This window comes from Luteimonas lutimaris, assembly GCF_039537065.1.
Taxonomy (GTDB): Bacteria; Pseudomonadota; Gammaproteobacteria; order Xanthomonadales; family Xanthomonadaceae; genus Luteimonas; species Luteimonas lutimaris.
Window position 1 is genome coordinate 94,126 of record NZ_BAAAZU010000004.1, and the last position, 22,003, is coordinate 116,128.

Genomic DNA, 22,003 nt, shown 5'->3' on the forward strand with positions numbered 1-22,003 from the left:
ATGCCGGCCTTTCATGGCGGCGGCAGGCGGATGTCGGATAGCTTCCAGTTCAATCCCCTGCGGGTGAGCACGAAGACCACCGGCCGGCCCGAGGCGTCGTGCACGGTTGCGGTGAAGCGCGACGTCGATTCGAATCGGTGTTCGGCATCATGCAGCGGGCGCGGTTGCACCTGCGTGCCATCGCCGGATGGGCGTGGACGCGCGCCGATGCGGTCCCAGGTCCGCCTGCCTTCCATGATCGCGCCCAGTCCCATCGGCGTGACCATCGCATCGACCAGGCCGCCGGCCAGCCCGGTGGCGACGGTCAGGCCGAAGGCGGCGAGCGGGTTGTCCTGCGCACGCCCGCCGGCCTCGCGCACGATGCGGTCGGCCACCTGCGCCTTGAGGCTGCTGCGCAGGGCCGGGAAGTCGACCTGTTTCGCCAGTGCCCTCTCATCGCGCGCCTGCACCGCGTCACCGATGGCGCGGATGGTCAGGTAGGGGCCGGCCGCGGTCCAGGCCAGCAGCGCGAGCACCAGTGCGACGGCGAGCCACAGCCATTTCTTCATCGTTGCGACATCCGGTGGCGATGCCCGGATTGTAGCCAGCCGCACGCGGGCCACGCTGCGCGGCGGTTCAGAACTCCAGGTCCAGCGCGGCGCACAGGTAATCGACGAAGGGCGCCAGCGCCTGCAGGTCCCTGGCCAGCGTCGCGCGCAGCCGCGGGCCGGTCATCACGCTGTCATCCACGTCGCGCCAGGCGACGAAGTTCCTGTGGCGCAGGTCGTCGATGAAGGCGAAGTCGGGCGGGAACCCGCGCGGCGGACGCACCAGCATCTCGTCCTCGTCGAGGTCGAAGCGGCGCCGGAACGCAGGCGCGTGCGCGGCGCGCTCCCAGCTGCCCGGATTGTCGAAGATGAACTGCCGCACGCGTCGCTGGGTCGGTGTTTCCGGGTGCCAGAGCCCGGCGCCGACGAAGCAGTGGCCCGGCTGCAGGTGGATGTAGAACGAGGGCGCCGGCACCTGCTTGCGGCGCTCGTGGAACAGGCGCGCACCCTGCCACGCCTTGTACGGCGTCTTGTCGCTGGCGAAACGCGTGTCGCGCTGGATGCGGAACAGCGAGCCGCCGACGGTCTTCGGCTCGGATCGGAAATGTTCGCTCACCGTGCGCAGATCCGGCTGCAGGTCCGTGAGCAGCGCCCGGAACGGCTCGCGCACGTGCGCCTCGTAGTCGCTCTTGCGGGCCTGGAACCAGGCGCGGTTGTTGTTGCGGGCCAGCGCGCGCAGGAAGCGGAAGCTCTTGTCGGTGAAATACGTGGTCATGGCTGGCGATGATATGCCCGACGGCGCGTCGGTTCTCCTGCGGCTTCTCCGGCTCCCTGGGACTCGTGGGGCTCCCGGGATTCATGTGGGAGCGGCCATGGCCGCGATTGGCTCCTGCCGGCAATGCATCGCGGCCATGGCCGCTCCCACACAGACAACACACGCACCGCCTCGGTCAGGAGAGCGATGCCTGCAGCTGGTGGCCCCAGTCTTCAAGCCGGTCGAGCAGGACCTGCCTGCCGCCGTCGTCGACGTGCCTGGCCCGCAGTTCCAGGATTTGCGCTGCGTACTGCGCGAACGTCACCTCGGACAACCCGGAGTCGTCGACCAGCCGGTGGCGGCGGTAGTCATCCCAGCGCGCCCGCTCGTCGACCGACAGCGTCTCTGGCCAGTTGCGCGCGCGGTAGCGGAACAGCAGTTCCACCAGCCGCGGGTCCTCGAAGCCGAAATCGCGGCTGCCCAGCGCCTCCGGCGGCGTGGCCCGCACGTCCGCGCAGCGGCGTTTGTCGCTGTCGCCGATGAAGCCGTCGTAGAGCGAGGCGTCGGCGTCGGACGGCTCGCGTTCGGCCACGTTGGCGAAGACGCGGCGGACCTTCTCGGCCAGCGCAGGCGCCACAGCGCGCAGTCGCGCGGCGCGCGCCTCCACGACGGCCGGGTCGATCTGCAGGCGCTGGAAATCCGGCTCGCGCAGGTGCGCCCACTGGATCAGCGCCGGGCAGCGGTTGAGGTGGACTTCCTTCAGCGGGACCCGCGACTCGCCTTCGGGCAGGTCGGCGGCGCGCACGTACAGGCGGTCGGCGATGGCCCCGGCGTCGAGGTCGAGCAGGGCGTCGGGCTCGCCGTCGAGGTCGAACACGATCACCCGGCTGTCGATGCGGGGGTGCCGCGCCAGCGGCAGCACCGCGGCCGAACACAGGCGGCTGGCGGGATAGCGCTGCGAGACGTGCAGCACCGGCGTCATCGCCGTGATGTCGAGCAGGCTGGCCGCGTGGCGCTTGTTGCGCAGCAGCGCGGCGTGTTCCCAAAGGCGCGGCTGCGCGCGGCGCAGGAGCCGCGCCATGCCGATCAGCGCGCGCACGTCGGACAGCGCCTCGTGCGCGTCGCCGATGCGCACGTTATTGGCGGTGGCAAGGTGTTCGAGGCGGAACGAGGTCGCGCCGTCTTCGCGCTTCGGCCACTCGATGCCCTCGGGCCGCAGCGCGTGCGCCAGCCGCATCACGTCGAGCAGGTCCCAGCGCGAATTGCCGCCGCGCCACTCGCGTTCGTACGGATCGCGGAAATTGCGGAACAGGCCGTGGCGGATGAACTCGTCGTCGAAGCGCAGCGAGTTGTAGCCCAGGGTGCAGGTGTCCGGGCGCGCCATCTCCTCGAAGATGCGGGCGAAGGCCTCGGCCTCGACGATGCCGTCGCGCAGTGCGTCCTGCGGCGTGATGCCGGTGACCAGCGTCGCCATGGGCGAGGGCAGCAGATCGTCGGCGGGCTGGACGAAGAATTCGACCGGCGCCTCGATCTCGTTGAGCTGCGCATCGGTGCGGATCGCCGCGAACTGCGCGATGCGGCTGCGGCGCGGGTCGGTGCCGAAGGTTTCGAGGTCGTAGAAGAGGAAGCTGGCGGGCATGGGCGAGACCGTAATTTGTCCGGTTCTTTTGCAGGAGTGGCTTCAGCCGCGAGCTGTCGTTCCCTCGGCTGTCAAGATAGGGGAGGTTGGGGAGGGGTACCTCTGGGATCAGCGTGACCCGTCGCCCCCTCCCAGCCTTCTCCTGCCGTCGCACAGGAGGTCGCGGCTTCCGCCGCTCCTGCGTGTGTGCAGGGTACCGGCATGGTGTCGCAGGACGCGCGACCCGTTTTCTTCATGCCCCGTCCATCAGCGGCGCCAGCTGGCGCTCGATTTCCGTGTCCACCGCGGCCCAGTCCACGCCATCCAGCGACTCCAGCCCGCGCGTGGCGCCGACGAGGATTTCGCGCTGGATGTTGCTGCGCTCCAGCGCCAGCGCATACGGGATCCGCATGAACGTCACCATCGAATAGTGCGGCACGAAGCGGCCCGGATGGCGCGCCTGCAGCTTGCGCTCCAGCGCCTGCTGCAGCAGGAAATCCGGGTCGTCGACCAGGTCGCGCATCTCGATGTAGTTCTCCAGCGCCATGTCCTGGATCGCGGTGGCGTTGGGCTTGCGGTCGGCCTCGAAGGCGGCGAACGCGGCTTCCAGGCTGTCGTGCTCCTCCATGCAGCCGGCCAGTGCCACGCAGTCCTCGAACGCGCAGTTCATGCCCTGTCCGTGGAAGGGCACCATCGCGTGCGCGGCGTCGCCCAGCAGCACGGCATCGCCGCCCAGGTGCCAGCGGTCCAGGCGCAGCGTGGCCAGGCTGCCGACCGGATTGGCCACGAAATCGTGCTCCAGCTCCGGGATCAGCGGCAGCGTGTCGGGGAAGTCGCGCTCGAACAAGGCACGCGCGTCCGCGGCGGTGGTGACCGAGTCGAAATCCGGGTCGTCGTTGCCGGACTCGGCGTGCAGCGCCATGAACAGGGTGACGGTGAAGGTGCGCTCGTCATTGGGCAGGGCGATGCACATGTAGCGGCCGCGCGGCCAGATATGCAGCGCGTTGGGTTCGATGCGGAAGCCGCCGTCGGCGGCAGGCGGGATTTCCAGCTCCTTGTAGCCGTGGCCGAGCCATTCCGTGCGCTCGCCGAGGTCACGGCGGGCGGCCATCTGCGCGCGCAGCGTGGAGCCGGCGCCATCGCAACCGAGCAGGGTGGTGAACGGGTGCGTGTGGATTTCGCCGCTGCCGCTGCAGGTGATGGTGCGGGCGTCGAAATCGACCGAATCCAGCCCGCGGTCGAAGTGCAGGGTGGCACCGGCGGCTTCGGCCGCATTGATCAGGGTGATGTTCAGCTCGCCGCGGCTGACCGACCAGATCACCTCGCTGTCGTCGCGCCCGTAGCGCTGCAGCTGCGGCTCGCCGCCGAGCGGATGCACCATGCGCCCGCGCATCATCACCGCCTGCTCCAGCACGGCGCCGTGCGCATCGGCCGCGCGCAGCGCGTGCAGGCCGCGTTCGGCCAGCGCGAGGTTGATCGAACGGCCGCCGGCATAGCCCTGCAGGCGCGGATCGCCGCGGCGCTCGAAGACCTCGACCTGCCAGCCGCGGCGGGCGAGCAGGGTGGCAAGCAGGGCACCGGCAAGGCCGGCGCCGATGATGGTGAGGGATTTGGGGCCAGCGTTGCTCAAGTCAGTCATCACGTGCCGCCATTCCCGCGCAAGCGGGAACCCGTTTCCATTTTTCGAGAGTACGAAGTCGCTGGGTTGACCAGCTTTCGCTGTTGAAAAGCACTTCCGCTTGCGCGGGAATGACGGTTGGCGGGCGGCTGCAACACTGGCTCATTCCCCCCGCCACGCCTCCACCGCCCGCACGAACCGCAGCACGTCCCCGTGCGTGTTGTACATCGGCGCCGGCGAGATGCGGATCACGTCGGGTTCGCGCCAGTCGCCGAGCACGCCCTGGGTGGCCAGGAATTCGAACAGGGAGCGGCCCGCGTCGCGGCCGGCAAGGCCGCGGCCTTCCACGACGCGCAGCGAGAGCTGGGCGCCGCGGCGTTCGGGCTCGCGCGGGGTGGCGATCTGCAAGGTGTCGGACAGCCGTTCGCGGATCAGCGCTTCGAGATAGCCGGTCAGGCGCTCCGACTTCTCACGCAGCGCGGCCATGCCGGCGCGGTCGAACAGTTCCAGCGAGCCGCGCAGCGGCGCCAGGCCGAGGATCGGCGGGTTGCTCAGCTGCCAGCCGTCGGCGCCGGGCGTGGGCACGAAGTCGCTGCCCATGCGGAAACGCGAGGCCTGCTCGTGCCCCCACCAGCCGGCGAAGCGCGGCCGGTCGGTGTTGGCATGACGTTCGTGCACGAAGCAGCCGGCCACCGCGCCAGGTCCGGAGTTCATGTACTTGTAGTGGCACCACACCGCGAAGTCGGCGCCGCTGTCGTGCAGCTGCAGTGGCAGGTTGCCGGCGGCGTGGGCGCAGTCGAAGCCGACCACCGCGCCGGCGGCGTGGCCCAGGCGCGCGATCTCGCGCAGGTCGAAGGCCTGTCCGCTGCGGTACTGCACGCCGGGCCAGACGACCAGCGCCAGGCGCGGGCCGTGCTCGGCGATGGCGCGTTCGATCGCCGCCATGGAGAAGGTGCCGTCGGGTTCGTCCGGCTGCAGTTCGATCAGGTCGGTGGCCGGGTCGAAGCCGTGGAAGCGCACCTGCGATTCGAGCGCGTAGCGGTCGGAGGGAAACGCACCGGCCTCCATCAGGATCGCCGGGCGCTCGCGGGTGGGCCGGTAGAAGCTGACCATCATCAGGTGCAGGTTGGCGGTGAGCGAGTTCATCGCCACCACTTCCAAGGGCTGCGCACCAACCACACGCGCCAGCCCGTCGCGGACCAGCTCGTGGTAGGGCATCCACTGTGCCTGGCCGGTGAAGTGGCCTTCGACGGCTTCAACCGCCCACTTGTCCAGCACTTCCTCGACGTGGGCGCGCGCCGCCTTCGGCTGCAGGCCGAGGGAATTGCCGCAGAAGTAGGCCTGGTCGCGGCCGTCGTGCTGCGGGATCAGGAATTCGTCGCGCAGCCCGCGCAGCGGGTCGGCGGCGTCGAGGGCCTGGGCGCGGGTGTCGTCGTGGGTGTCGAGTTCGGTCATCGGGCTTGTTCTTCGGGTTTTGCCGCGGGTTGCGCGGATGGACGCGGATAGGGCCAAAGCTGTGCAGCCGTGCGCAGGGCTTCCAGTCCGTCATCCCCGCGAAAGCGGACGTGCGCAATCCGTGGCAAGAACAGCACTTCGATGCCACGCACTACGCAAACCGCGATTTCGACAGCCCCAGCCACTCCAGCGCCGTGCCGTGGAACAGGCGCTCCTTGCCGGTCTCGTCCAGGTCCATCGCGTCGATGCCGGCGCCGGGCGTCTGTTCGCCGAGCGGGAACGGGTAGTCGGTGCCGAGCATCACCCGGTCCGCGCCGCAGGTATCGAGCAGGTACTGCAGCGCGCGCGAGTCGGCGACCCAGGAGTCGAAGTACAGGCGTTCGAGGTACTCGCGCGGGTTGCGCGGGTTGTCGGTGGCGACCAGGTCGGGGCGCATGTTGAAGCCGTGCTCGATGCGGCCGATGGTGTAGGGGAAGCTGCCGCCGCCGTGGGCGAGGCAGACCTTGAGCTTGGGCAGGCGTTCGAGCACGCCGCCGAACACCAGGCAGCAGGCCGCGCGCGACTGTTCGGCCGGCATGCCGACCAGCCACGGCAGCCAGTACTTGGGCATCGACTCGGTGCCCATCATGTCCCAGGGATGCACGAGGATCGCGGCGCCGAGGTCGGCGGCAGCCTCGAAGAACGGGAACAGCTCCGGCGCGTCGAGGTTCCAGTCGCCGATGTGCGAGCCGATCTGCACGCCCTGCAGGCCGAGCTGGTCGATGCAGCGCTCCAGCTCCTGCACCGCAAGCCGCGGCGACTGCATCGGCACGGTGCCGATGCCGGCGTAGTGGCGCGGATGTGCGCGCAGGGTTTCGGCCATGTGGTCGTTGAGCGCGGCGTGCAGTTCCAGCGCCTGGTTGGCCTTCGCCCAGTAGCTGAACATCACCGGCACGGTGCTGATAACCTGCACCTGCACGCCGAAGCGTGCGTATTCGTCGATGCGTTCCTGCGCGTCCCAGGTGTTGGACCAGATCTCGCGGAAGAACTTGCCGTCCTTGTAGATGCGGTGGCGGCCGTCGTCGGTGTGGTGGATGACCGGGAAGCGGTCGTCGCCGTATTTCTTCGCCAGGTCCGGCCAGTCGCGCGGCAGGTAGTGGGCGTGGATGTCGATCTTGAGCATGCGGGCCAGTTTACCCGGCTGCCACGGGGGCCGCTCCGATCCCGCGTTCGCGCGCCTGGCGCAGCAGGTGGGCGAGGGTGTCGATGGAGTCGGCGATGCGGTCGCAGGTGTCGGCCAGGGCGATGCCGGCGGGACTCGCGGCCAGCGCCGGATCGTCAGCCAGCGCCCTGGCGAGCTGGCGTTCGGCCGCGCGCGGGGAGCGCAGCTGCGGCGACGTGCGGTTGCGCAGGGCATCGGCGATGGCGTCGAGCGCGGCGTCGACCTCGCCGGCGAACGCCGACAGCTCCGGCGGCTGCGGCAACGCGCCCTCGTCGCGCAGCGCCGCTTCCAGCGACAGCGAGGTACGGATCAGGCGGTGGGCGTTGGCGAGGAAGGATTCGGTGGCGGCCAGTTCCGCGGCGCGCTCGCGGCCGGGCTCGGCGCGCATGCGGTCTATCGAGGCCAGCACGCGCGTGCGGGCGGCGCGTGCGGCGGTGCGGGTCTCGTGCAGGGCGCCGATGTCGTTGCCGAGCACGGCCAGGATGTGTGCGCGGTAATTGTCGATCAGCGCGGCGAGCGCGACGTTCGAACGCCGGCCTTCCCACGTCGGCCACAGCAGGTAGGCGACCAGCGCGAGGGCACTGCCCAGGGTGGTGCCCAGTACCCGCATGTGGATGGAGTCGGCCGGCGCGATGCCCTCGAAGGCCAGCAGCAGCACCAGCATGCCGGTCAGCATCGCCACGCCGAGGCCGTAGTTGACGGTGGCCAGCATGCGGAAGGCGATGCACAGCAGCGCCATCAGCAGCAGCGACAGCACTACGCTGTCGACCACCAGGTGCACGACCAGCGAGGTCAGCAGCAGGCCGCCGAAGGTGCCGGCCACGCGCAGCAGGCCGAAGCGCAGGGTGCCGCCGAAGTCGGGCCGCAGCACGATGGCGGCGGTCATCGGGATCCACGCGCCGTGCGGAATCCGCAGCAGGCGTTCGCTGGCGACGGCGATGCCCAGGCACGCCGCGCAGCGGATCGCGTGACGCATCGCCACCGACGACAGGCCGAGGTTGGCGCGCAGGGTCTGCAACGGGTTGCCCGGGCGCAGCGCGGCGGGCAGCTTCGCCTCGGCCAGTTCGGCGCGGATCTCGCCGCGGCTGCTGGCCCAGTCGCTGTTGCGGACCAGTGCGCGCAGCTGGCCGGCCAGGCCTTGCGCGCGCGCCGCGGCGATGCGCAGCAGGCGCCGGTCGCGGCTGCCGGAGGCCTCGTCGACTGCCTGCACCAGCGCATCGACGCGCTGGCCGAGGAGGGTCACTTCCTGCTCCGCGCGCAGCGGCTTTTCCGCCGCAAGCATCGCGTCTGACAAGTGGCCGAGGATGGCTTCGGCGCTGGCGAGCACGTGGTCGATGCGGGCGACCTGCGCGGGCTCCTCGATGCGCACGGACACATCGCCGAGCGACAGCAGGCCGATGCGCACGCGCTCGCACAGTTCGGCGATGATGCGGAACGACTGCATCGCGCGGCCGCGCGAGCGGTACTCGCCGTGCAGGGTTTCCAGCGCATCCATGGCCGCCATCGACACCGGCGGCGGCTGCGAGGCGTCGGGGCGGCTGCGCGCAACGTCGGCCAGCTGCCGCAGCACCGTGGACAGCGCGAAACGTTCCGGGCGGTAGCGCTGCAGCGGCCAGGCGGCCACCGCCATCAGCGTCTGCAGCAGGCCACCGGCGAAGATCAGGGCCGCCACGCCCGGCGCGTGCACGGTCGCCACCTCCATCTCGGCGGTGATGACCAGCACGATCATGCTGGTCATGCCGACGCGGGCGATGGTCGGCCCCAGCGCGACCAGCAGGCCGCCAATCAGCCCGGCCAGCGCGGCGGCCAGCACGAACAGCCACGTGTGCGCGCCGACCAGGATGCCGACCAGCGCCGACAGGCCCGCCACCACCGACGACATCAGCATGCGCTGCATGCGCTGGCGGTACGGACCGGGCTGGTCGGTGAACATGGTGTTGATCGCACCGGTGGTCATCGCCAGCCCGGCGGGGACCTGGCCGATGGCGAGCCCGACCGCAAGCGGCGCGACCACCGCGATGGTGTTGCGCAGCGCGACGGGGAACGGGACGTCACGCGGCTTGAGGTCGATCAGGGTGCGCAGCACGGAGCGGTTCCTGGGGAATTCCGGCCAATCGGGCACGCCATTGTAGGAGCGGCTTCAGCCGCGAGCTCTTCGTGGCGCGCGCGGATGTCCAGGAACGCGCGGCCGGAGCCGCTCCTGCAGGATGGGGTGCGGTCAGGTGTCCGGGAATTCGTACTTCGACGGAGCCGGGTTCAGGTGCCCGCACTGCTTGCAGGTGCGGTGCTCGCGCGAGGCGTAGAAGCGGTCGAACACGGGCGGGAAATCCTTCTCGATGTCGTGCAGGAAGAAGTATTCCTCGTACAGCTTGTGATTGCACTGCTCGCAGAACCACATCAGGCCGTCGTCCTCGTGCGGCAGGCGCTTGCGCTCGATCACCAGGCCGATCGAGTCGGGCATGCGCTGCGGCGAGTGCGGCACGCGCGGCGGGAGCAGGAAGATCTCGCCGGCCCGGATCGGGATGTCGCGCGGTGCGCCGTCCTCCTGGATGCGCAGTACCATTTCACCTTCGAGCTGGTAGAACCACTCGGGGCCTTCGTCCCAGTGGTAGTCGGTGCGGATGTTCGGGCCGCCGACGACCATCACGATGAAATCGCCGTCGTAGATGCACTTGTTGCCCACCGGCGGCTTGAGCAGGTGGCGGTGTTCCTCGATCCAGGCCTGGAGGTTCAGCGGGGTGGGCAGCATGGCTTACTCCTTGAATGAGGCGATGCACTTGAGTTCGATCGCGATCGGCGTGGGCAGCGCGTCGATGCCGAGCGTGGTGCGGCAGGGTGCGGTGGCGGGATCCGGGAAGTATTCCGCCCACACCGCGTTGTAGCCCTTGAAGTCGCCCGCCATGTCGGTGAGATAGACGGTGACGTCGACCAGGTCTTCCCAGCGCGCGCCGCTGGCTTCGAGCACCGCGCGTACGTTGGCGAACACCGCGCGCGTCTGTGCCGCGATGTCGTGGGCAATGAGATTTCCGCCTGCGTCGTGCTCGTTGCCGGGCACGGCGTTGGTGGCCGGGTCGCGCGGGCCGATGCCGGACATCAGCAGCAGGTTGCCGACGCGGCGCGCGTGCGGGTAGGCCCCGACCGGGCGCGGTGCGCCGCCGGCGTCGATGCCCTGGCTCACGGCGCCTCTCCCTGGCGACCGCGCAGTTGCCCGATCGCGCCGCGATACACCTTCTCCAGCACCGCGGGGGAGTCCACGTCCATGCCCAGCTCGCGCACGCGCCCGTCCTGCAGGCTGTAGACCCAACCGTGCACGGACAGCTTCTGGCCGCGCGCCCAGGCGTCCTGCACGACGGTGGACAGGCACACGTTCTCGGCCTGCTCGATCGCGTTGAGTTCGCACAGGCGATTGCCGCGTTCCTCCCTGGGGAAGCCATCCAGCAGCGCCGCGTGCTTCTGCGCGACGTCGCCGACGTGGCGGATCCAGTTGTCCGACAGTCCGATGCGCAGGCCGTTGAGCGCGGCGTTGACGCCGCCGCAGCCGTAATGGCCGACAACGAGGATGTGCTCGACTTTCAGCACGTCGACCGCGAACTGGATCACCGACATGCAGTTCAGGTCGGTATGCACCATCACGTTGGCGATGTTGCGGTGGACGAACACCTCGCCCGGCGCCAGGCCGATGACCTGGTTGGCCGGCACGCGCGAGTCGGAGCAACCGATCCACAGGTACTTGGGCGCCTGCAGTTCGGACAGGCGCTCGAAGAACTGCGGGTTCTCGCGGCGCACGCCGTCGGCCCAGGCGCGGTTGTTGCTGAGGAGTTTTGCAAGTGCCTGTTTCATGGACTCAGTCCTGCGGGCTGGCGAAGCGCATGCGTCGCACCAGCACGCGCGCGAGTGAAGTGACCCACGCCACCACCAGCCCGAGCAGGATCGGCCCCGCCAGCGTGGAAACGAAGGGACGGGACATGCCAAGCAGCGGTTCGGACAGGTACAGCAGCACCACGATGGCGCCGACGACCACTGCCAGCGAATAACCCAGGATGCGTGCCACGCCGAGGAAGTCGAGCACGGAGGTCCGTTTCATGGCGTCAGGTTCCCAGCTGGATGCCAACGTTGCGGGGTTCGGTAAAGAAACGCATCGCCTCCAGGCCGCCTTCGCTGCCCAGGCCGGACTGGCCCATGCCGCCGAACGGGGTGCGCAGGTCGCGCATGAGCCAGCAGTTGATCCAGACGATGCCGGCGTGGATGCCGGCAGCAAGGCGGTGGGCACGGGTCAGGTCGCGCGTCCAGATCGAGGCCGCCAGGCCGTAGTCGCCGGCGTTGGCCAGCCTGAGCGCCTGCGCATCGTCGTCGAAGGACTGCAGGGTCGCGACCGGGCCGAAGATTTCCTCGCGGTTGGTCGTGCAATCCGGGCCGAGGCCTTCGAACAGCGTCGGCGCGACGAACCAGCCGGGCCGCTCAAGCGCGTTGCCGCCGCACAACACGCGGCCGCCTTCGTCGCGGGCGCGCGTGATGGCCGCGACGACCTTGTCGAAGTGCGCCTGCGACACCAGCGGACCCATCTGCGCGTCCGGATCCATCGGGTCGCCGACGCGCAGCGCGAGCGCGCGTTCGACCAGCGCGTCGCGGAACTCGTGGTAGATGCCCTTCTCGACCAGCAGGCGCGAGCCGCACAGGCAGATCTGCCCGGAGTTCTGGAACACCGAGCGCACGATCGTGTCCAGGTGCGCGCGCCAGTCGCTGTCGGCGAAGACCAGGGTCGGGTTCTTGCCGCCCAGTTCCAGCGATACCTTCTTGAGCATCGGCGCGGCGACGCCGGCGATGCGCCGGCCCACGGCCGTGCTGCCGGTGAACGAGACGGCCTTAACCGCGGGGTGCGCGACCATCGCCTCGCCGACCTTCGGACCGAGCCCGTGCACGACGTTGAGCACGCCCGCGGGGAATCCGATCTCCGCGGCCAGCGCGCCGAGCATCGTTGCGGTCACCGGCGTGACCTCGGACGGCTTGGCGACCACGGTGTTGCCGGCGGCCAGCGCCGGCGCGATCTTCCAGGTGAACAGGTACAGCGGCAGGTTCCACGGCGAGATCGTGGCGACCACGCCCAGCGGCTGGCGCAGGGTGTAGTTCAGCCCGGCCTGGCCGTGGTGCGATTCGCTGGCGAACTGGGTCGCGGCATGGGCGAAGAAGCGCAGATTGGATACCGCGCGCGGGATTTCCACGTCGCGGGCGAGGGCATACGGCTTGCCGCCGTCGCGCGCCTCGGCGTGGGCGAAATCGTCCAGCCGTGCTTCCAGCGCATCGGCCAGTTTTTCCAGCCAGCGTGCCCGCGCTTCGTTGGGCAGCGACGACCAGGCGGGGAAGGCCGCTTCGGCCGCGGCGACCGCCGCCTCGACGTCGCCGGCATCGCCATCGGCCACCTGCGCGAAGGGCTTGCCGGTGGCCGGCTCGAACACGTCCAGCCAGCCCCGCGTGGACGCCTCACGGGCCTTGCCGTCGATCCAGTGGGCGAGCTGCTGCATCCGCGTAGCTTACCCGCTGCGCGGCCGCGACCGAAGGACTCCGCATGTCATTTCTGGCAACCCGGGCACAGGTAAAGCCGGCGCGAACCGTCCTGCCGGCGCAGCAGCGGCGTGCCGCACGCGACGCAGGGTTCGCCTTCGCGGTCGAACACGCGGAAGCGGAATCCCTCCGGCGTGTCGGCCAGGTAGTCGTCGCGCATCCCGCGCGCCGGCTCGATGCCGCGGGTGGCATAGCTGTGGCGCGGGATGGCGAGCAATTCACGCGCCAGCGCGCGGCGTTCGGCGTTGTCGAGGTCGCGCGGTCGCCGCTGCGGCAGCAGGCCGGCCGCGAACAGCACCTCCGAGCGCAGGTAATTGCCCATGCCGGCGAGGAAGCCCTGGTCGAGCAGCAGGCCGCCGAGCGCGCGACCGGAAAAGCGCGGGTCGTCCAGGCGTGCCTCGACGGCTGCCTCGTCCAGCGCCGGGTCGAGCACGTCGGGGCCGAGCCGGGCCAGGAAGGGATGCCGGTGCAGCTCGTTGCTTCGCCACATCGCGACATCCGACGCCGAGTACAGCAGGATCGCCTTGCGCGGGGTTTCCAGCGCCACCCGCAGCGAGCGGCTGGTGTCCGGCCGCTCGCCGGCCTTCGCCACGCGCCACACGCCGTAGAGCTGGTTGTGGCTGTAGAGCGTCCAGCCGTTGTCGAAGCGCGTGAGCATCGCCTTGCCGTGCGGGGTGATCGATTCGATGCGCGCGCCGGGCAGCGATTGCTCGAAGTGCTTGAGCGCGGGGAATGCGAACCACGCCGAGGCCAGGCGCTTGCCCACGACCGCTTCGGCGAGGCGGTCGGCTGCGCGGCGGATTTCGGGGCCTTCGGGCATGGGGTCTCGGGGCTCGAAGCGTCACCAACGCTTGTTGTAGGAGCGGCTTCAGCCGCGAGCTTTTGCTCCTCCCCTGCAAACGCAGGGGAGGAGCCAAGCGCCTCAGATCGAATGCATCCGCCCGCCGTCCACCGCCAGGCTGACGCCGTTGATGTACGCCGCGGCCTGCGAGCACAGGAAGGCGATCACGCCGCCGGTCTCCTCCGGCGTGGCGAAGCGGCCGGCCGGCACGCCGGCGCGCATGGCGGCGCGGATGTCGTCTTCGGACTTGCCTTCCGCCGAAACCCGGTTGCGTACGATCTGCTCGATGCGCCCGGTCTCGGTGAAGCCGGGCAGCACGTTGTTGACGGTGATGCCGTCGCCGGCCAACTCGCGCGACAGCGTCTTGGCCCAGGACGCCACTGCGCCGCGGGTGGTGTTGGACACGCCCAGTCCAGGGATCGGTTCGCGCACCGAGGTCGAGATCACGTTGACGATGCGGCCCCAGCGCGCCTGGCGCATGCCGGGCAGCACCGCCTGCAGCAGGGTCTGGTTGGCGACCAGGTGCTTGTTGAACGCGTCGAGGTAGGCCTCAATCGGCGCCTCGTGCGCCGCGCCGCCCGGCGGGCCGCCGGTGTTGTTGACCAGAATGTGCACCGGGTTCGCGCTGGCGAGCGCGGAGACGTCGGTGCGCAGCGCGTCGGTCCGCGACACGTCCGCAGCCAGCAGGCCGTGGGCCTGCCCGTCGCCGCGGGGCAGGGCGTCCACCACCTCCTGCAGCGTTTCTGCGCGGCGGGCGAGCACGGTGACGCTGGCGCCGAGCAGGGCGAGTTCGTGCGCGGTGGCGCGGCCGATGCCTTCGGAGGCGCCGCAGACGAGGGCGTGCCGGCCGGTGAGATTCAGGTCCATGGTTCGGGTTCTCCGCAGGTCAGGGTTCGCGTGCGCGCATCAGCGCGGCGATTGCGTTCGCACCGGGGTCCGGCAGCGCCCGCAGCGCGTCGGCGACGGAGCGGCGGTTGGCTTCGGGATGGTTCTGGCTGAGCTTGGACTTGAGCTCGATCCGCTCCGGCACGAACCGGAAACCCACGATCCCGCGCAGCTGCACGCGGTGGTCTTCGCGCTCGGGTTCGAAGGCCCAGTCGCTGCCGAGCGCCTGTTCGAAGCGGTCGCTCAGCCGCATGACCAAGTCCGCCAGGCCGGCTTCGTCCTCGAAGCGTTCCAGCGTCCCGTGCAGGTGGGCGACGACGTAGTTCCAGGTGGGGACCCGCGCCTGCTCCTCCTTGTCGGGATACCAGCCGGGAGACACGTACGCGTGCGGCCCGTGGACGATCACCAGCGCCGCCCCGTCGTGGCGGGCCTGCGGATTGGGTCGCGCCCAGTGGCCCTCGACCAGGACCCGCCCGCCATCGCGGCGATACAGGACGGGCAGGTGGGTGACCTGCGGCGCGCCGTCGCCGTCGACCGTCACCAGGGTGACGAAGGGATCGCGCGCAACCAGCGCATCGAGCCGGGCGAGGTCGGTGTCGACGAAGGCGCGCGGCGTATACATCGGCGGGCGCTACGCGCTGCCGCCGAGCTTGCGCACCATCCGTGCGCGCAGGTCGTCGTCGCTGCCGCCCGTGGGGGGCGAGAGTTCGTCGAGCGAGAAGCCGCGTTCCAGCGCGTCTTCCTCGTCGAGGCCGTCGAAGGACACGAACTCGGCGTCCATCAGCATGGCGCGCGCGGTGTCCTCGCTGTCGTAGGCCAGGGTGTTGCCGTCGCTGTCGAAGACCTCGGCCGTGCCGGCCTCGCGCACGCGCAGCCGTGCCCACACGATCGTGCGGCCGAGCGTGGCCAGCCACCACTGTCCGGATGCGTCGGGCGCGTGCTCGTCGCTCATGCTGACAGCACCGTCGCCAGCAGCCACAGCAGGCCCGCCATGATCAACGCGACCACGATCACGATCAGCGCCACGCGCGCCGGCGTGGCCAGGCCGCTGAAGTTGTAGTCCCGCACCTGCCGGTAGCGGCCGCTGAACAGCCACCACAGCGCTTCGGGCTTGATGAAGGCGCCGTCGCCCAGCTGCGCCTTCACCTCCGGATGGCGGTCGCGCAGGTGCACCAGCGCCAGCGGCCAGAAGATCACGAACGCGGTGGCGCCGGCGATGGCCGCGGCGACGAACAGCAGGGCGAAGAACATGATCATGGCGTCAGAACTCCGCGTTCCCCGGCGCGCGCGGGTAGGGGATCGCGTCGCGGATGTTGGCCAGCCCGCACACGTACACCACCAGCCGCTCGAAGCCCAGGCCGAAGCCGGCGTGCGGCACGCTGCCGTAGCGGCGGAAATCGCGGTACCAGCCGTAGTGCGCCGCGTCGAGGCCGAACTGCGCCATGCGCGCGTCGAGCACGTCCAGCCGCTCTTCGCGCTGCGAGCCGCCGATGATCTCGCCGATGCCCGGCGCCAGCACGTCCATCGCCGCGACCGTCTTGCCGTCGTCGTTCAGGCGCATGTAGAACGCCTTGATGTGCTCGGGGTAGTCGGTGACCACCACCGGGCGGCCGACGTGTTCCTCGGTCAGCCAGCGCTCGTGCTCGGTCTGCAGGTCCAGGCCCCATTCGACCGGGAAGTCGAACTTTTTCCCCGAGTCCTGCAGCAGCTTGACCGCATCGGTGTAGCTGATGCGCTCGAACGGCGCGTTGATGAAGGCCTCCAGCCGGGTGACCGCATCCTTCTGCACGCGCTGGGCGATGAAGGCCATGTCGTCGGCGCGCTCGTCCAGCACCGCGCGGAACAGGTACTTGAGGAAGTCCTCGGCCACCCGCGCGTCCTCGGCCAGGTCGGCGAAGGCGATCTCCGGCTCGACCATCCAGAACTCGGCCAGGTGGCGGGTGGTGTTGGAGTTTTCGGCGCGGAAGGTCGGGCCGAAGGTATAGACCTTGCTCAGGCTCAGGCAGTAGGCCTCGACATTGAGCTGGCCGGACACGGTGAGGAAGGTTTCCTTGCCGAAGAAGTCGCGGCCGAAGTCCACCTCGCCCTTGCCGTCGCGTGGCAGGTTGGCCATGTCCAGCGTCGAGACCCGGAACATCTGCCCGGCGCCCTCGGCGTCGGAGGTGGTGATGATCGGGGTGGTGATCCAGTAGTAGCCGTTCTCGTGGAAGTAGCGGTGCGTGGCCTTGGCCAGGCAGTCGCGGATGCGGGTCACCGCGCCGAATAGGTTGGTGCGCGGGCGCAGGTGCGCGACTTCGCGCAGGAATTCCAGCGAGTGCGCCTTGGGCTGGATCGGATAGGTTTCGGGGTCGTCGACCCAGCCGACCACTTCGATCGCGTCGGCCTGGATCTCGAAGCTCTGGCCCTGGCCCTGCGACGGCACCAGCGTGCCGGTGGCGATGACCGCGCAGCCGGCGGTGAGGTGCTTGACCTCGTCCTCGTAATTGCCCAGCGCGCTGGGCGCCACCACCTGGATCGGCGCGAAGCAGGAGCCGTCGCTGACGTTGACGAAGCTCAGCCCGGCCTTGGAGTCGCGCCGCGTGCGCACCCAGCCGCGGACCGTGACTTCGCCGCCTTCAGGCACCTTGCCCGCCAGCGCCTGCGCAACACTCACCGTTGTCATGCCTTGAATCCCTGCCGGATCGAGCCGATATGAGCCGTACAGTTTACCGGAGCCGCAAGGGCTACAATGGCCACCATGTCGATCCAGCTCGCCCCCGCCGCCCTCGAACGCGTCCAGGGCTTCCTCTCTGCCGACGCCGCGGCGATCGGCCTGCGCTTCGGCGTCAAGCGCACCGGGTGCTCGGGTTGGGGGTACCTGGTCGACCTGGCCCGCGAGCAGCACGATGACGACACCGTGTTCGAGCAGGGCGGCGTGCGCATCCTCGTCGACGCCGACAGCCTGGCGCTGGTCGACGGCACCCGGATCGATTTCCTGAAGCAGGGCCTGAACGAACAGTTCGTGTTCGAGAACCCCAACGTCTCGGCCGAGTGCGGCTGCGGCGAAAGCTTCACCACCGACGCCGACAAGGCCGCCTGACCGTCGCGGACAGGGCTGTGGGTGGCCGGGCAGGAGCCGCGGAGGCTGCGCCCGGGCCTGCCGGTGGCCTGCCGCGGCTTCGGCCGCCTGCGGGGAAATGATCCAGCTCCCGGAGCGGGGCACCTCCCGGCGCCACTGAGTAGTTGCCCGCAAGTCATTGAACTGCGATAATTTCCGGCTCCCGTTCGCCGGGAGACCTTGCTCCACCGTGCCCGTTCTCGGGTGCCGGGGGGCTATCCGGGCCACGCCCAGCCGGGCGCCGGCCGAATATCCACAAGGAAAAACAGATGCGTCATTACGAAATCGTGTTCCTGGTCCATCCGGACCAGAGCGAGCAGGTGCCTGCCATGGTCGAGCGCTACAAGGCGCTGATCGAAGGCGGCGAAGGCAAGATCCACCGTCTCGAGGACTGGGGCCGCCGCCAGCTCGCCTATCCGATCAACAACCTGGTCAAGGCGCACTACGTGCTGCTCAACATCGAGGCCGACCAGGCCGTGCTCGACGAACTCGTCGAAAGCTTCCGCTTCAACGACGCCGTGCTCCGCCACCTGGTGATGCGCCGCGACGAGGCCGAGACCGAGCAGTCGCTGATCATGAAGAACAAGGACGAGAAGGGCGACAAGCCCGAGCGTGGCGAGCGTCGTCGCCGTGACGACGACAACGACAGCGATGGCGAGAAGACGTCCGACAAGGACGAATCCGCCACCGACGACAACGCCGAAGCCGCCTGAGGAATCCTGACATGTCCAAGTTCTTTCGCCGCCGCAAGTACTGCAAGTTCACCGCCGAGGGCGTCAAGGAGATCGATTACAAGGATCTCAACACCCTGCGCCAGAACCTGACCGAGAACGGCAAGATCGTTCCCAGTCGCATCACCGGCACCAAGTCTCGCTACCAGCGCCAGCTCGCCACCGCCGTCAAGCGCGCGCGGTTCCTGGCGCTGATTCCGTATACGGACAACCACAACATCTGAAAACGGCGCCTCCCGCAGGGAGGCACCGGCTCCTCCCCTTGAAAGGGAGGGCAAGCCAGGAATCCCGTCCGTTCGGACAGCTGAAAGTTGCGGCGCGCTGCGCTGCTAACGAATACGGAGCAACACCATGCAACTGATCCTGCTGCAGAAAGTCACCAACCTCGGCAACCTCGGCGACAAGGTCGACGTCAAGCCGGGCTACGGCCGCAACTACCTGGTCCCGCAGGGCAAGGCCGTGCCGGCGACCGAGGCGAACGTGGCCGAGTTCGAGGCCAAGCGCGCCGAGTACGAGGCCAAGGCCAAGGCCGTGCACGACGACGCCACCGGCCGCCTGGCCAAGCTCGAAGGCGCCAGCGTCACCATCTACGCCAACGCTTCCACCGAGGGCAAGCTGTACGGCTCGGTCGGCCCGCGCGACATCGCCGAGGCGCTGACCAAGGCCGGTACCCCGGTCGAGAAGTCGGAAGTGGTGATGGGCGAGGGTGCGTTCCGCACCACCGGCGAGTTCGAGGTCATCGTGCACCTGCATGCCGACGTCGAGACCCCGGTCAAGGTGATCGTCGAGCCCGAAGCGGCCTGATCGCCGCACGCGGTTCGAGGAGAAGGGCGCCGCGAGGCGCCCTTTTTCGTTGTGGCGATCCCGGTGACCCCAGTGATCCCTGCGATCGCGGCAACCCTGTGGGAGCGGCTACAGCCGCGAGCTTTTCGTCCTTGTGGCAACAGGCCAGAAGCTCGCGGCTGTAGCCGCTCCCACGAGGCACTAAGGGCACCATCGCACCGGGTGAGACCACGATCTGCCAAGAAACCTGTCTTATCCACAGGTTGTTCCGTCGCGAACCCACAAGCCGGGGGCCTACGATGCCCGATCAGTCCCGCAGATTGATGCCACTCACCGCTTTCGTTGCGCAGGAGCACGACCACACGATGTCCGCACGCCCCCGGTTTGGCAACGAGTCCCGCAGCGACAGCCGGATCGAACAACTGCGCGTGCCGCCGCAGTCGGTGGAAGCCGAACAGGCCGTGCTCGGCGGCCTGATGCTGGCGCCGGATGCCTACGACCGCATCGCCGACCACCTGGTCGACGCCGACTTCTACCGCCGCGACCACCAGCTGATCTACCGCGCGATCCGCGAACTGGCGGAGAAGAACCGGCCCTACGACGCGGTGACGCTGGGCGAATGGTTCGAGTCGCAGGGCCTGGCCGAACAGGTTGCCGGCGGCGCCTACCTGGTTGAGCTGGCCAGCACCACGCCGTCGGCGGCCAACATCGCCGCCTACGCCGAGATCGTGCGCGACAAGGCGGTGCTGCGGCAGCTGATCGAGGTCGGCACCGGCATCGTCAACGACGGCTTCCAGCCCGACGGCCGCGAGAGCAGCGAGATCCTCGCCAGCGCCGAGCAGCAGGTGTTCGCGATCGCCGAGGCCGGCGCACGCGGGCGCAGCGACTTCGTGGCGATCAACAAGGCAATGGGCGAGGCCTTCGACGTCCTCCAGACCCGCTATGCCAACGGCGGCGGCATCACCGGCATGCCGACCGGCTACACCGAGTTCGACGAGATGACCGCGGGCCTGCAGCCCACCGACCTGCTGATCCTCGCCGCGCGCCCGGCGATGGGCAAGACCACCTTCGCGCTCAACATCGCCGAGTACGCCGCGATCAAGACAAAGAAGGCAGTGGCGGTGTTCTCGATGGAAATGTCGGCCAGCCAGCTTGCGCTGCGCCTGATCTCGTCCAACGGCCGCGTCAACGCCACCCGCCTGCGCACCGGCCAGCTCGAGGACGAGGACTGGAGCCGGGTGAGCAGCGCGATCCGGATGCTGAAGGAATCGAAGATCTTCATCGACGACACCCCCGCGCTGTCGCCGGAAGTGCTGCGCGCCAAGGCGCGGCGCCTCAAGCGCGAACACGACCTGGGCCTGATCGTCATCGACTACCTGCAGCTGATGGCCGTGCCGGGCAACAGCGAGAACCGCGCCACGGAAATCTCGGAGATCTCGCGTTCGCTCAAGGCGCTGGCCAAGGAACTCAACGTGCCGGTGATCGCGCTGTCGCAGCTCAACCGCTCGCTGGAAACGCGTACCGACAAGCGCCCGGTGATGGCCGACCTGCGCGAGTCCGGCGCCATCGAGCAGGATGCGGACGTGATCATCTTCATTTACCGCGACGAGTACTACAACAAGGAAAGTTCGCCGGACAAGGGACTGGCCGAGATCATCATCGGCAAGCAGCGAAACGGCCCGACCGGTTCGATCAAGCTCAAGTTCTTCGGCGAGTACACGCGCTTCGACAACCTCTCGCACGATTCGGTGGGGAGTTTTGAATGAGGCAGGCGCGAGGCGCCAGTGCGACCGTTCCCGGCGCCTGATCCCTGGAACCTGATCCGGCCATGTCCCGTCCCGTCACCGCCACCATTCACGCCGATGCCCTGCGACACAACCTGGCATCGGTGCGCACGCACGCGCCGTCGAGCCGGGTCATGGCGATGGTCAAGGCCGACGGCTACGGCCACGGGCTGGAAACCGTGGCGTCCGCCCTGCGCACGGCCGACGCATTCGGCGTGGCCGCGATCGCGGACGTGCGGCGTATCCGCGCGATCGGACTGGAACAGCCGGTTCTGGTCTTGTCGGGTTTCGATTCGCCCGAAGACCTCGAACAGCTGCGCGCGCTGCGCGCGGACAGCATCGTCCATCACCCGGCGCAGCTGGACATGCTGGAGCAGGCGGACGGCGAGCCGATCGGCTGCTGGCTGAAGGTCGATACCGGCATGCATCGCCTCGGATTCGCGCCCGCGCAGGTGCGCCAGGCGCATGCGCGGCTGTCGGCGGCGCGCGGCGCGGCCGGCGACATCGTGCTGATGAGCCACTTCGCGAGTTCCGACGAGTTCGAGGGCGCGTCGGCCAACAGCCGGCAGACGCGCGACCAGCTGCAGGTGTTCGCCGAAGCCACCGCCGGCCTGCCGGGGCCGCGGTCGCTGGCCAATTCGGCCGCGGTGCTGGGCTGGCCCGGTTCGCATGGGGACTGGGTCCGGCCGGGCGGGGCGCTGTACGGCATGTCGGTCGTGGCCGGGAAAACCGGCGCCGACTTCGGCCTGCGGCCGGCGATGACCTTCGCCACCCGACTGCTCGCGGTCAATCGCATCCGCCGCGGCGAGCGCGTCGGCTATTCGGCGACCTGGGAAACGCCGGAGGACATGGCCATCGGCGTCGCCGCGGTCGGCTACGGCGACGGCTATCCGCGCCTGGCGCCGGCAGGCACGCCGGTGCTGGTGAACGGCGCGCCGGCGCAGGTGGTCGGGCGCGTATCGATGGACCTTGTGACCATCGACCTGCGCGGCCACCCCGATGCGCGTGCGGGCGATCCGGTGCTGCTGTGGGGCGAAGGACTGCCGGTCGAACGGGTGGCCGCCGCCGCCGGCACCATCGGCTACGACCTGACCTGTTCGATCACCCGGCGCGTGGATTTCCTCCAGGGCTGAGCCGCGCGGCCGAAGCG

General features: G+C 69.4%; 24 protein-coding genes. 6 read left to right on the plus strand and 18 right to left on the minus strand.

Annotated features, from left to right (window positions below; genetic code table 11):
- Window positions 1–11: 11 nt before the first annotated feature.
- The 18 genes from ABD679_RS04550 to asnS form a co-directional block, all read right to left on the minus strand.
- Window positions 12–548 (minus strand): DUF2939 domain-containing protein, encoded by a 537-nt coding sequence (locus tag ABD679_RS04550; protein WP_344758777.1) that lies wholly within the window; start codon window positions 546–548, stop codon window positions 12–14.
- A gap of 67 nt (window positions 549–615) precedes the next feature.
- A complete protein-coding gene (locus ABD679_RS04555) occupies window positions 616–1,302 on the minus strand; it encodes a DUF2461 domain-containing protein (RefSeq protein ID WP_344758778.1) in 687 nt (228 codons plus the stop codon).
- Between the two features lie 175 nt (window positions 1,303–1,477).
- Entirely contained in the window at window positions 1,478–2,920 is a 1,443-nt protein-coding gene (gene sbcB / locus ABD679_RS04560) for an exodeoxyribonuclease I (protein WP_344758779.1), read from the minus strand.
- Window positions 2,921–3,152: 232 nt separating this feature from the next.
- The gene (locus ABD679_RS04565; RefSeq protein WP_344758780.1) at window positions 3,153–4,529 is read right to left on the minus strand and encodes an FAD-dependent oxidoreductase; all 1,377 of its coding nucleotides are present in this window, start codon (window positions 4,527–4,529) and stop codon (window positions 3,153–3,155) included.
- Window positions 4,530–4,679: 150 nt separating this feature from the next.
- Window positions 4,680–5,972 carry a kynureninase gene (kynU, locus tag ABD679_RS04570; RefSeq protein ID WP_344758781.1) on the minus strand — a complete coding sequence of 431 codons (1,293 nt, stop codon included), beginning with the start codon at window positions 5,970–5,972 and terminating at the stop codon, window positions 4,680–4,682.
- Window positions 5,973–6,123: 151 nt separating this feature from the next.
- Entirely contained in the window at window positions 6,124–7,134 is a 1,011-nt protein-coding gene (locus ABD679_RS04575) for an amidohydrolase family protein (protein ID WP_344758782.1), read from the minus strand.
- Window positions 7,135–7,144: 10 nt separating this feature from the next.
- Window positions 7,145–9,259: an FUSC family protein gene (locus ABD679_RS04580; RefSeq protein ID WP_344758783.1), complete on the minus strand. Its 2,115-nt coding sequence runs from the start codon at window positions 9,257–9,259 to the stop codon at window positions 7,145–7,147.
- A gap of 132 nt (window positions 9,260–9,391) precedes the next feature.
- The gene (locus ABD679_RS04585) at window positions 9,392–9,922 is read right to left on the minus strand and encodes a 3-hydroxyanthranilate 3,4-dioxygenase (RefSeq protein ID WP_344758784.1); all 531 of its coding nucleotides are present in this window, start codon (window positions 9,920–9,922) and stop codon (window positions 9,392–9,394) included.
- 3 nt (window positions 9,923–9,925) lie between these two features.
- A complete protein-coding gene (locus tag ABD679_RS04590; RefSeq protein ID WP_344758785.1) occupies window positions 9,926–10,351 on the minus strand; it encodes a RidA family protein in 426 nt (141 codons plus the stop codon).
- Complete coding sequence (gene can / locus ABD679_RS04595; protein ID WP_344758786.1) at window positions 10,348–11,013, minus strand: carbonate dehydratase; 666 nt, start codon at window positions 11,011–11,013, stop codon at window positions 10,348–10,350. Before can ends, ABD679_RS04590 begins: the two co-directional genes overlap by 4 nt.
- A gap of 4 nt (window positions 11,014–11,017) precedes the next feature.
- Window positions 11,018–11,257 carry a hypothetical protein gene (locus tag ABD679_RS04600; RefSeq protein ID WP_344758787.1) on the minus strand — a complete coding sequence of 80 codons (240 nt, stop codon included), beginning with the start codon at window positions 11,255–11,257 and terminating at the stop codon, window positions 11,018–11,020.
- A gap of 4 nt (window positions 11,258–11,261) precedes the next feature.
- A complete protein-coding gene (locus ABD679_RS04605) occupies window positions 11,262–12,692 on the minus strand; it encodes an aldehyde dehydrogenase (protein ID WP_344758788.1) in 1,431 nt (476 codons plus the stop codon).
- Window positions 12,693–12,739: 47 nt separating this feature from the next.
- A complete protein-coding gene (nei, locus tag ABD679_RS04610; protein ID WP_344758789.1) occupies window positions 12,740–13,552 on the minus strand; it encodes an endonuclease VIII in 813 nt (270 codons plus the stop codon).
- Window positions 13,553–13,654: 102 nt separating this feature from the next.
- A complete protein-coding gene (locus ABD679_RS04615; RefSeq protein WP_344758790.1) occupies window positions 13,655–14,440 on the minus strand; it encodes an SDR family oxidoreductase in 786 nt (261 codons plus the stop codon).
- Between the two features lie 19 nt (window positions 14,441–14,459).
- Window positions 14,460–15,080: an FMN-binding negative transcriptional regulator gene (locus ABD679_RS04620; protein ID WP_344758791.1), complete on the minus strand. Its 621-nt coding sequence runs from the start codon at window positions 15,078–15,080 to the stop codon at window positions 14,460–14,462.
- A gap of 9 nt (window positions 15,081–15,089) precedes the next feature.
- On the minus strand, window positions 15,090–15,410 hold the full coding sequence (locus ABD679_RS04625; protein ID WP_344758792.1) for a hypothetical protein: 321 nt from the start codon (window positions 15,408–15,410) through the stop codon (window positions 15,090–15,092).
- Window positions 15,407–15,715 carry a hypothetical protein gene (locus tag ABD679_RS04630; protein WP_344758793.1) on the minus strand — a complete coding sequence of 103 codons (309 nt, stop codon included), beginning with the start codon at window positions 15,713–15,715 and terminating at the stop codon, window positions 15,407–15,409. The genes ABD679_RS04625 and ABD679_RS04630 overlap by 4 nt, the downstream gene beginning before the upstream one ends.
- A 4-nt stretch (window positions 15,716–15,719) precedes the next feature.
- On the minus strand, window positions 15,720–17,120 hold the full coding sequence (gene asnS / locus ABD679_RS04635; RefSeq protein ID WP_344758794.1) for an asparagine--tRNA ligase: 1,401 nt from the start codon (window positions 17,118–17,120) through the stop codon (window positions 15,720–15,722).
- Window positions 17,121–17,195: 75 nt separating this feature from the next.
- On the opposite strand from asnS, the gene ABD679_RS04640 reads away from it, so the two are divergent.
- The 6 genes from ABD679_RS04640 (at window position 17,196) to alr (ending at window position 21,986) form a co-directional block, all read left to right on the plus strand.
- Window positions 17,196–17,537: a HesB/IscA family protein gene (locus tag ABD679_RS04640; protein WP_344758796.1), complete on the plus strand. Its 342-nt coding sequence runs from the start codon at window positions 17,196–17,198 to the stop codon at window positions 17,535–17,537.
- A gap of 287 nt (window positions 17,538–17,824) precedes the next feature.
- Entirely contained in the window at window positions 17,825–18,268 is a 444-nt protein-coding gene (gene rpsF / locus ABD679_RS04645; RefSeq protein ID WP_344758797.1) for a 30S ribosomal protein S6, read from the plus strand.
- Between the two features lie 11 nt (window positions 18,269–18,279).
- A complete protein-coding gene (gene rpsR, locus ABD679_RS04650) occupies window positions 18,280–18,510 on the plus strand; it encodes a 30S ribosomal protein S18 (RefSeq protein ID WP_344758799.1) in 231 nt (76 codons plus the stop codon).
- 127 nt (window positions 18,511–18,637) lie between these two features.
- Window positions 18,638–19,090, plus strand: coding sequence for a 50S ribosomal protein L9 (rplI, locus tag ABD679_RS04655; RefSeq protein ID WP_344758801.1), 453 nt, complete (start codon window positions 18,638–18,640; stop codon window positions 19,088–19,090).
- A gap of 344 nt (window positions 19,091–19,434) precedes the next feature.
- On the plus strand, window positions 19,435–20,835 hold the full coding sequence (locus ABD679_RS04660) for a replicative DNA helicase (protein ID WP_344758803.1): 1,401 nt from the start codon (window positions 19,435–19,437) through the stop codon (window positions 20,833–20,835).
- Between the two features lie 62 nt (window positions 20,836–20,897).
- Complete coding sequence (gene alr, locus ABD679_RS04665) at window positions 20,898–21,986, plus strand: alanine racemase (protein WP_344758804.1); 1,089 nt, start codon at window positions 20,898–20,900, stop codon at window positions 21,984–21,986.
- Window positions 21,987–22,003 lie beyond the last annotated feature (17 nt).